Genomic DNA, 8254 nt, shown 5'->3' on the forward strand with positions numbered 1-8254 from the left:
TTTTATTGGTTTGAAGCTAGATAGGGCCAATGAATGCTTTCAAGAGCTCTCAATGGGACTAAATAACTGTTCTCTCGGAGTTCTCCTCCGTCATCCACTGTAAGTTGCAAGAATTTGGTTTCTTGTTTTTTATAACAGCTACTACCAATTTCGATAGCATCAATTTGAAAAAATGACTTCAATAGTTCTTCGGCCAACAGGCCAGTGAAACCATTTATCTCCAACCGCACCCGCCTATCCTGAAGCATCCATTTGTAGATTACTCTTGCACACAAAATACACAAACACTGACCTAAATCTTGGCAATTCTTCTCAGCGTAAAATTGCTCACCTAATTTCACCAAGCCTCGATGTTGAGTGTATCCATATACTTCAATGCTAATCATCTGATCTTGAAATAAACGATTGAACTTGGTAGCTATCCGTACGAATATTTCGTCTTGAACAAGGTCAAGATTAATTATTTTGTTCTTTATTCTTCTACGTTGACGACACGCTTTCTTTAAGGACTGTTTGCTCTGACCACTAATGAGCGCATTTCTTAGATCTGATGACATCCGTACTCCAATTTCCCTTAAATAATGCTCATTATATCAGTCAAATCCTGATTGAAATTCCCCAGCTCAGGAAGGGTAATAATCGTCGCCACCGCCGGAGAAAAAGTTCCCCCATACGCTTCCAATCCTAAAACTGCGAATAAACTAATTCTGTTCATCAGTAAGTTAGGAAAAAACATAATGCGAATTAATGGAAAACACTTTGTCTTGGCGGCTGCTATGGCAGCGTTAGGCGGCTGCTCAAGTGCACCAGAACAAGTGGGATTTGTACCAGTCCTGCCAAGTGCTAACGTTGTATACGCTAACCTTACCAAGACGCCAGCAGGCTATCGATTTACCGAATTTGTTGTTAATCCGGAACAATTGGGATCTGGGTCTTGGGTGAATCTTCAAACCGGTGCTCCGGCCTGGGATATTGAGAGTAAGTACTGTGGTACTGGGATGTACTTTAAAAAAGAAGGTCGTACAAGAATACAAGGCTGTGGAAATCTGGCTTCCGAAGATAAATTCTTGGAATCAAACTACGACGAAGCGAATCTGGTGATGCGAACGTTAATTTCACCATTCACGTTTGGCCTCTCATTGGCTGGCTCAAGCTATGATATCGAGTTTGACGAGAAGTCCTTTAACAAAGCAGTGAGAGAAGCTGCTAGTGCCCTAGATAAATCAGTTCTCAGCAAATCAGACGAAGCTCTGACTGAATGGGACTCAGAAATAAAGGTGATGCAAGACGCGAATCATGCGGCATGGTCAAGTTGGCGCGACACTGTGAAGATTGAATTAAACGATCGCTCAGGTTTGTATAAAGACTCAACATTGCGATTAAGTGATTATGTTGGGGTGAGAAAACCAACGAACACAACCCTGAAACAAGTTCAGGCCAAAAACGCCCAAGAGTTGTTTTTGAATGTAATGTCTGCAAAGCAAGCCAGCTTAACGAACTCTGCACAAAAATACAGTCAACTTAAGGTCGTATGTTCATCGCCCACAAAAGCTTATGACTACCACCTTAATGTTTACTGCCCGGAGGCTTTCGCAGTTGATTTGGATACACAGCAGGCCAGAGGCAATGTTGAAATGGATGTAGTTAGCCGGGACTACAACAATGTGTATCCCCAGCAGTTCGATATGCAGAACAGAGACTTGCATTTGACTATGCGCGGTGGACGAATTGGGCTAAGTAGCAAGACCAGTGAGTTCATCACTATCAAGAGCGTATCGTTGTACTACAACGGCCAAATTACGACTCGTTCTGGACTGGGCATTGATCTTCCGCCTAATGCTGAATTGTTAGATCAAGACAAACTATTGATTCGAAAATTTAACATAGTGAGAAGCGCTCTGAATTTCCCACGCCAAACTAAAGCAGACGTAAAGCGAACCAAGACAAACTATGGCTTTGCCGTCAAATACGTCATCTCCGGCCAGGCGGGAGATAAGACACTCTATAAAAACAGTGAATATTCACTTGCTGACTTAGTGCTTTAAACCTCAGCTGCTGCCTCCGCATCTGGAGGCAGTTACCTGGCGTTTTGAAGCAAAATCACAAAAAAGTACAACCCGAACAATGCTGCATGTTATTGTATAGCATACGTAAATTGTTATTTCCGGTGATGACGATTTTGACAGTAAATACCAAAGGTAAGGAGTCATAACGTGGTACAAACGATTAAGCCCATTGCAATTACGTCATTATTGCTGGTTTTAGCGGGTTGCAGTTCGAAGCCTGATGTGACCTATCGACCAAAGTTGACTTGTTCAGTATTCGACAAACAACAGGTAGTGGAACGATGTGGCGCAGATGCTTACCTGGCTGTCAGAGAGCAAGAGTTGAGAAAGGCCAGTGAGCAAGCAGGTTTCAACATTGACCTGCAATCGTTGTATACCATCCGTGATCCAGAGAACCCAAATAAGACTATTCCCTCAAACCAGGAAGTTAGCAATGCGAATTATGCCGGACAACAACTGGTTATTTTACCTGACCAGCCATTATTCAAATCGGGCAGTGGCGACATTGCTGACCAGGATGCGCGAGACAAACTGACTCGGTTCTTCAAATCGTATCTCGATACGCTAGATACCCAAACACAGATTGTCGTTGTCGGCCATACCGATGCCGTGGGTGACAAACAATCGAATCAAAAATTGTCAGAGCTCCGAGCCAAAACGATTGCAGACATCATGTTTGATCTGACCCTTGAAGGAACCACGATCTACAGTGTGCAATATCGGGGCATGGGCGAAAGTAATCCGATAGCACCGAATAATACGGTCAAAGGGCGCAACACCAATCGTCGAGTGGAAATTATCGAGATTCACAATCCCGAAGCTGATCTGTACACACGGTATAAGGTCATGGATATTCGAGATGCAGTGTCTACTAGCAATCCAGCGTACTTTACTTTAACCCTGCCAAAACCTGCCCGTAAAACGACTAGGCGCAAAGTGGTTGACCGCAACCCACTCAAGTTGCATGGCGAACTGACCGATGGCCAGACTTCCGGTGCAGCGTTAACCGCGCGGTTGGGAGAAAAAGCGGACACGTCCGTATTCAGCTTTTTCAGAAAAGCGGTGGCCTCGCCTGTGACAGATTCCTGTGTAAATCTACCGGCGCCAACCAAAAGCAATATCGTCGGAAAAAGAATCGCGCACGCACAGTCTATTCCCTTGCTGTACGGAACCCATTGGGTGTCTCGGGCAGATGGAAAGAACACGCTTATCGTTCTCGGACCGGTACAAATCAGGGCTGAAGACCTCATGGCGACCGTCGAGCCTGAAATGAGTTTCTGGCTTGATTATCGTGATCCTAACTCGGAACCCTCGTATCAGTATCCGATGTTAGTTCAAACCGAAGGCGGCGATGACAAAGTGCTATATCGGTTGTACCCGAAAGAGGACAACGCACACTTGGTATGTGCCGACTTGATTTTCTCAACAACCGGCGACAATAAAACAGATTTTGCAGAGCTGTATTACCGAAGCGGTGATGCTCTGTATCGAAAAGAATTTCAATTAACGTTTAGGTGACACCTTAAAAGGAACACTCATGGAATGGTTAGATAATTTGATGTCAAGTTGGCAGCATTTGCTGGTACTCATTATCGCAACGGGGCTAACGTTGGTGTGGATGCACAAACACAGAGAGGCCATTGGTCTACGCTGGCTGGGTTTCCGCCACCGCAATGTTGTATTTGGCAAAATCGGTTCAATGGCCAAAAATTCGACAGTTCAGGAAGGCTGGTTTCATGTTGAAAAACAGATTTGCCAGGACTACAAACCTTACTATTCATCGGTGCGCAAGAATGGCCAGTACTACAATGACTGCAAGCGTTATCTGGATATCGTAGGTGAGGACGGACGCAAGCCGTTGTCGCTTCCGCTGGTGGTCGGTCTGTTATCGGTTTTGTTACTGGAAGCATGGGGGTTCTCATATACCTTAAGTGGGTTCATAGACCTAACGGCGAGTGAAAACACCCGGAAAATCATGGCCTGGATCCTCGCGATTGGCTTTGCAATAGCGCTGGCAACGGTGACCCACTTAATGGGAGCCGAGCTGCATCGCAACCGCCTGATCAAAAGTGTCCGTTCTCTATGGCGTGCAGATACAAACCCCGTCAGTGAGTTAACCGCGCAAGTGGGTGACCGAATCGGTCGCATCGACAACCCGAGTGACTTAGGCGAGAAATCCTATATCCAGCGGCTAAACAGGATGAAGCTAGGCTCAGTATCGGAAAAGCATCACTGGACTATTTCCACTGTCTTCGTGATTTTGCTGATTGCGGGATTCCTAACGTTTGTCCGGGTAAAAGCGCTCGAAACTGCGCAAACCATGGATGTAATGTGTATGGAGCCTCAAACCCTCCAATCCACTGCGGCCAACGCCGAACCAAATTTTGATGACTTGTATGCGCCACCGGCATCAGTCACAGCGCAAAATAACGATGCTAAACAAGACGGGGCTAATCAGGTGTGTAAAGCCACCGCCGAAGGGAGCTGGGCGACGTTTGGCACTATGGCCATTTTGTTTGTGATGCTGCAAGCGTTCGCCATCTGGGTTTCAACCAGCTTTGGATTTGCTGGCAAACACAGTGCCGAGGCCTATCGTCACTCACATCGTTTTCCGACTCAGGAGGACTACGTTACGTACTATGAACTTAAAGCTCAGCAGGTTCAGGATTATGCTCAGAAATCTTTGACTCGGTTGCAGGCACAGATGGCCAAGAAATTGCCTAATCTTACTCAGTCACATTCGGTCACCGAACTTATCGCGACAGCCAACCAGCGCACGTTTTATGAGTTTATCGACTGGACCAATGACCAGGAGCTAATTAGAGAAGCCAACCAACTAAACCGTCAAATAAAAGCCAACGAGGTTGCCAAGGAAGCCCGTAAGGCCACTCAACGTTCTGATGAAGAAGTCAGGGCAATGTTGCTAGAAGAAATGCGTCGCAAACAAGAAGCGGCTCAACCGGTTGAAACCGAAGAGGAACAACGGGCGCGCATTGCAAAAGAATTGCAGTTGGAGATCGAAGCATGACAGGTTTTCGAACGGCTTTAATGGTGGCGGGTGTTCTCGCCACTGGTTCTGCCTTGGCCAACGAACGCAACGACATTCCATCGTGTTATGACTATGCGGAGCTCGGGCAATACAAATCTACTCAGTTTGAGCGGGAACTGTTTGTCGTAGTTGATCGCACTGTCCGTCTCGATTTGTCACTGAAAAAATCGGTGCACAGCCAGATCCAGCATTTCGCTCGCCCCGGCGACAAAATCACCTTGGTTACCTTTTCCGCTTTGGCGGAAGGAGACTATACCAACGTGGCTTTCCGAGGGGCTTTCGAGCAGCCACTTGAGGGCAGCGTTCGCGACGAGGTAAACCGACTGAAACTGCGCAAGTTAGACCACTGCCTGACCAACCAAAAGGGCGCCATCAATGCCGTCCATAAGCGTCTGGCTTCCCTGTTTCCGGCTACAGATGAATCGTACCCACGTACCGAACTGGTGGGTACCGTGCTTGGCTTGTCGACCGATTTGATTTCACAGTCACTAGCCAATCGCAAAGTGGTGCTCATCGTATCTGACATGCTTGAAAACAGTGAGACGTTGAGTTTCTATCGTAAAGGTAAGGTGAACGTGCCGGATGCTGCACAAGCCTTTGCCAAAATTCAGGCTGCAGGCTTTGCCGGTGACTTTGCAGGTAGCGAGGTGTATGTGATTGGTGCTGGCTTTGTCGAGGGCGCCAAACGTTACTCGTCTCAAAAATCCGTCAATGAGTTAGAGGCGTTTTGGCAAAAAGTAGTTACCGCCAACAACGGCCAGTTGCGTCAGTTCGGCAAACCTAGCTTGATGACGCAGATTCAATAACGGAGTGAGCGATATGGACACGCCAATGATAGAAACCAATCGAATTTCTGAGGACCGAATTCCGGAGCAACCAACCATGGCGCAGCTGGAATCGGTCTGCCCTTCCTATCGTCACGATTTTGGTTTGCTGTCGATTGATGAAAAGAACCATGTCATGTCTGATGCGATGAGCTGGTGGCGAGCTGTAGCCAAAGAGCTAAATAGACTGGCTTAGGTTTTGTTCCAAAATAGATTCATGATTGCACCTTTGAAACACGATTAAATGATAAATAGGGATAACTATAAACATGATGTTACCGGTTAGAACCACCTTAGCTTTATGCTTGTCAGTATTAATGTTTGGTTGTGCAGAAACACCAAATGAATACATCAATCTGAAAGGAAAGTATGCCGACGACTATGAGTTAGACGCCGAAGATTATTCAGAACCAACTCGTTTTCTTCACCCACTAACTTGGGTAGAGCCCGAACGAAACGCCAACAACCTGGATAAGTTTTATGACGACATTGACACTCGCACTTTAGAGAGTAACAAGCTGGTTAATGCCGCATCACTCACCACGTTAGCTGGGGCAACCCTTGGTAAACTCTCTACTTTTGAAGTCGGAATGCAACTACTTGCCCAGCAGGGCACTCAAACAGGATACAGCGCTAGATTGGGTGATCAGTACCTATACACACTTATTCGACTTGCTTGTGGTCTAAACAAAACTTCTTCTTGACTGATTTAGGTACGACTGCTGAACAAAATAATCCAATCATTATTTAAATGTTGTAACTCTTACTTGCTGTGTGTAGCGTCGTTCTACCCAACCAGTAACAACATCATCGTCTCCAATCCTAGTTCGGACATGCAACCACTGCTTATCACCTTCTAATACTTCAATTACAGCACCTAAGTAATTGATACCCAATGTTTTCGACCTTTTATCGGGATGCTCTTTTATCTCAAGTTCTGTCGCGACAATTAATCTATATTTCGCGTACTTCTGGTCGAACAAATGTTCTTTAATACCCTGCTTAATTTCAGCGGTGGTTTCTTTTTCTTTGAAAAAATCTCTTATAAAATCAGACTCTTCCATAAAGACAGTTGCAAGGCATGATAACAAAATGGGCAGAAAAAATTTCTCTATGATTTGAAATAATACATTAAGTGCTTTTCTAGAGAGATCATCAACGGGTCGCCCTCTAAAAATTGTTCGTTCGAATTCTTGTTGGATAGCGTCATCTATATTCATCTGACGACTGAATTCTTCAACCTTTTCAAAGAAATCAACGCTATTTTCACTCGTTTTTCTTGTATAGCGGATTCTACAGAGTTTAATAATATGTAGCTGCTGATCGGGGGTTAAATTTATCCAGTTGAAACGTTCATATCTGCTGCGCATACAACCTTTGCAATGACCTTTTTCGTCAAAGTTGCATATCCCAATACAAGGGCTTGGAATGGCGAAAAATTCAAGCTGTTCTGAATCAGCAAAAGACATCGATTACCCCATCTAAAAAAGACATTTAGCTATCGTATCAGAATATTAAGGGGCAATAGCGACTAAAACATTAATGTAAGTTGGATATTGGGACTAATACCATTTCACATATGCTTTTCCTCATTAAGTAAAGAACATTGAGTGGACGTTATAGATAGTTTAACTACCATTTTCGACCCCCTCAGGCAACCAAAGGCAACGGTAACTGAACCGGTTCTGCCTTTGCCTTGTTCGAAAACAGCACTTTAATAGCCTCAAATCGAGCCTCTTTACTGGTTAACTCACTGTATTCAATCAGAGACTTAAATCTTGTCCAATTCGCCGCCTTGAGCCGCTCAAAGACTAAATGATCGACAGCTCGAATACTGGTTAATTGCCAAGCCATTTCCCGGGCCTCATCGAACTCACTTTCATCAAAATGGTGGGGCATTTGATAGTGTGGATCATCACGCATCAGCTCGTTGTAGGTCATCCAAAATGTTTCAATATCGGCATCGATCAGGTCGTAGAACTCCTGCGTCACAAAAAGTGCGGTATCAGCAACAACAAATTCCTGTCTATACGTATGAGTCTGAAATTTCTGGCTTTTGAACACCTGCTGTTTGATATGGTCATACGCCAGCTGTTTTTCCAGTGCCGAGCCGCGACGGCCTTTTCCAAACTTCGCTGTCGTTCTGCAGCAATCAGCGAATACGGTCATTTGATGCAGCTCGGCCACTTTTAGACGGGGGAATAGCTTCATCTTAGATGTAGCTTCGCTCATTCCGAAAAAATGCACCGACGACCATATTTTCCGTTTTGTTTTAGGGTGACGCAAACAGAGCAATGCATCAATATCGGCAACCG

The 8254-nt window shown here is 45.2% G+C and carries 8 protein-coding genes and 1 pseudogene; 6 read left to right on the forward strand and 3 right to left on the reverse strand.

Annotated elements, in window-relative coordinates; all coding sequences use genetic code 11:
• Positions 1-2: 2 nt before the first annotated feature.
• On the reverse strand, positions 3-557 hold the full coding sequence (locus ACQY6F_RS12845; RefSeq protein WP_428774898.1) for a hypothetical protein: 555 nt from the start codon (positions 555-557) through the stop codon (positions 3-5).
• Between the two features lie 180 nt (positions 558-737).
• Between ACQY6F_RS12845 and ACQY6F_RS12850 the strand changes: the two genes are divergently transcribed.
• From ACQY6F_RS12850 to ACQY6F_RS12875, 6 genes are all read left to right on the forward strand, one after another.
• On the forward strand, positions 738-2045 hold the full coding sequence (locus tag ACQY6F_RS12850) for a hypothetical protein (RefSeq protein WP_428774899.1): 1308 nt from the start codon (positions 738-740) through the stop codon (positions 2043-2045).
• A gap of 168 nt (positions 2046-2213) precedes the next feature.
• Entirely contained in the window at positions 2214-3584 is a 1371-nt protein-coding gene (locus ACQY6F_RS12855) for an OmpA family protein (RefSeq protein ID WP_428774901.1), read from the forward strand.
• A 19-nt stretch (positions 3585-3603) separates the two neighbouring features.
• Positions 3604-5094 carry a hypothetical protein gene (locus tag ACQY6F_RS12860; protein WP_428774903.1) on the forward strand — a complete coding sequence of 497 codons (1491 nt, stop codon included), beginning with the start codon at positions 3604-3606 and terminating at the stop codon, positions 5092-5094.
• Positions 5091-5921 carry a hypothetical protein gene (locus ACQY6F_RS12865; RefSeq protein ID WP_428774905.1) on the forward strand — a complete coding sequence of 277 codons (831 nt, stop codon included), beginning with the start codon at positions 5091-5093 and terminating at the stop codon, positions 5919-5921. The genes ACQY6F_RS12860 and ACQY6F_RS12865 overlap by 4 nt, the downstream gene beginning before the upstream one ends.
• A gap of 13 nt (positions 5922-5934) precedes the next feature.
• A complete protein-coding gene (locus ACQY6F_RS12870) occupies positions 5935-6135 on the forward strand; it encodes a hypothetical protein (protein ID WP_428774906.1) in 201 nt (66 codons plus the stop codon).
• Between the two features lie 73 nt (positions 6136-6208).
• Positions 6209-6643 carry a hypothetical protein gene (locus tag ACQY6F_RS12875; RefSeq protein ID WP_428774908.1) on the forward strand — a complete coding sequence of 145 codons (435 nt, stop codon included), beginning with the start codon at positions 6209-6211 and terminating at the stop codon, positions 6641-6643.
• Between the two features lie 570 nt (positions 6644-7213).
• Here the strand turns inward: ACQY6F_RS12875 and ACQY6F_RS12880 are convergent.
• Together ACQY6F_RS12880 and ACQY6F_RS12885 are read right to left on the reverse strand one after the other, a co-directional pair.
• Positions 7214-7408: pseudogene (locus tag ACQY6F_RS12880) on the reverse strand (DUF1289 domain-containing protein); the annotation flags it as partial.
• A gap of 181 nt (positions 7409-7589) precedes the next feature.
• A partial coding sequence (locus tag ACQY6F_RS12885; RefSeq protein WP_428774909.1) for a hypothetical protein occupies positions 7590-8254 on the reverse strand: 665 nt, incomplete at its 5' end.

It is taken from the genome of Vibrio sp., from assembly GCF_050299255.1.
GTDB lineage: Bacteria > Pseudomonadota > Gammaproteobacteria > Enterobacterales > Vibrionaceae > Vibrio.

Excerpts from the sequence above, each read along its gene's own strand:
- ACQY6F_RS12845 (WP_428774898.1), bottom strand. The coding sequence starts at position 557 with ATGTCATCAGATCTAAGAAATGCGCTCATTAGTGGTCAGAGCAAACAG.
- ACQY6F_RS12850 (WP_428774899.1), top strand. The coding sequence starts at position 738 with ATGCGAATTAATGGAAAACACTTTGTCTTGGCGGCTGCTATGGCAGCG.
- ACQY6F_RS12860 (WP_428774903.1), top strand. The coding sequence starts at position 3,604 with ATGGAATGGTTAGATAATTTGATGTCAAGTTGGCAGCATTTGCTGGTA.
- ACQY6F_RS12865 (WP_428774905.1), top strand. The coding sequence starts at position 5,091 with ATGACAGGTTTTCGAACGGCTTTAATGGTGGCGGGTGTTCTCGCCACT.
- ACQY6F_RS12870 (WP_428774906.1), top strand. The coding sequence starts at position 5,935 with ATGGACACGCCAATGATAGAAACCAATCGAATTTCTGAGGACCGAATT.
- ACQY6F_RS12875 (WP_428774908.1), top strand. The coding sequence starts at position 6,209 with ATGATGTTACCGGTTAGAACCACCTTAGCTTTATGCTTGTCAGTATTA.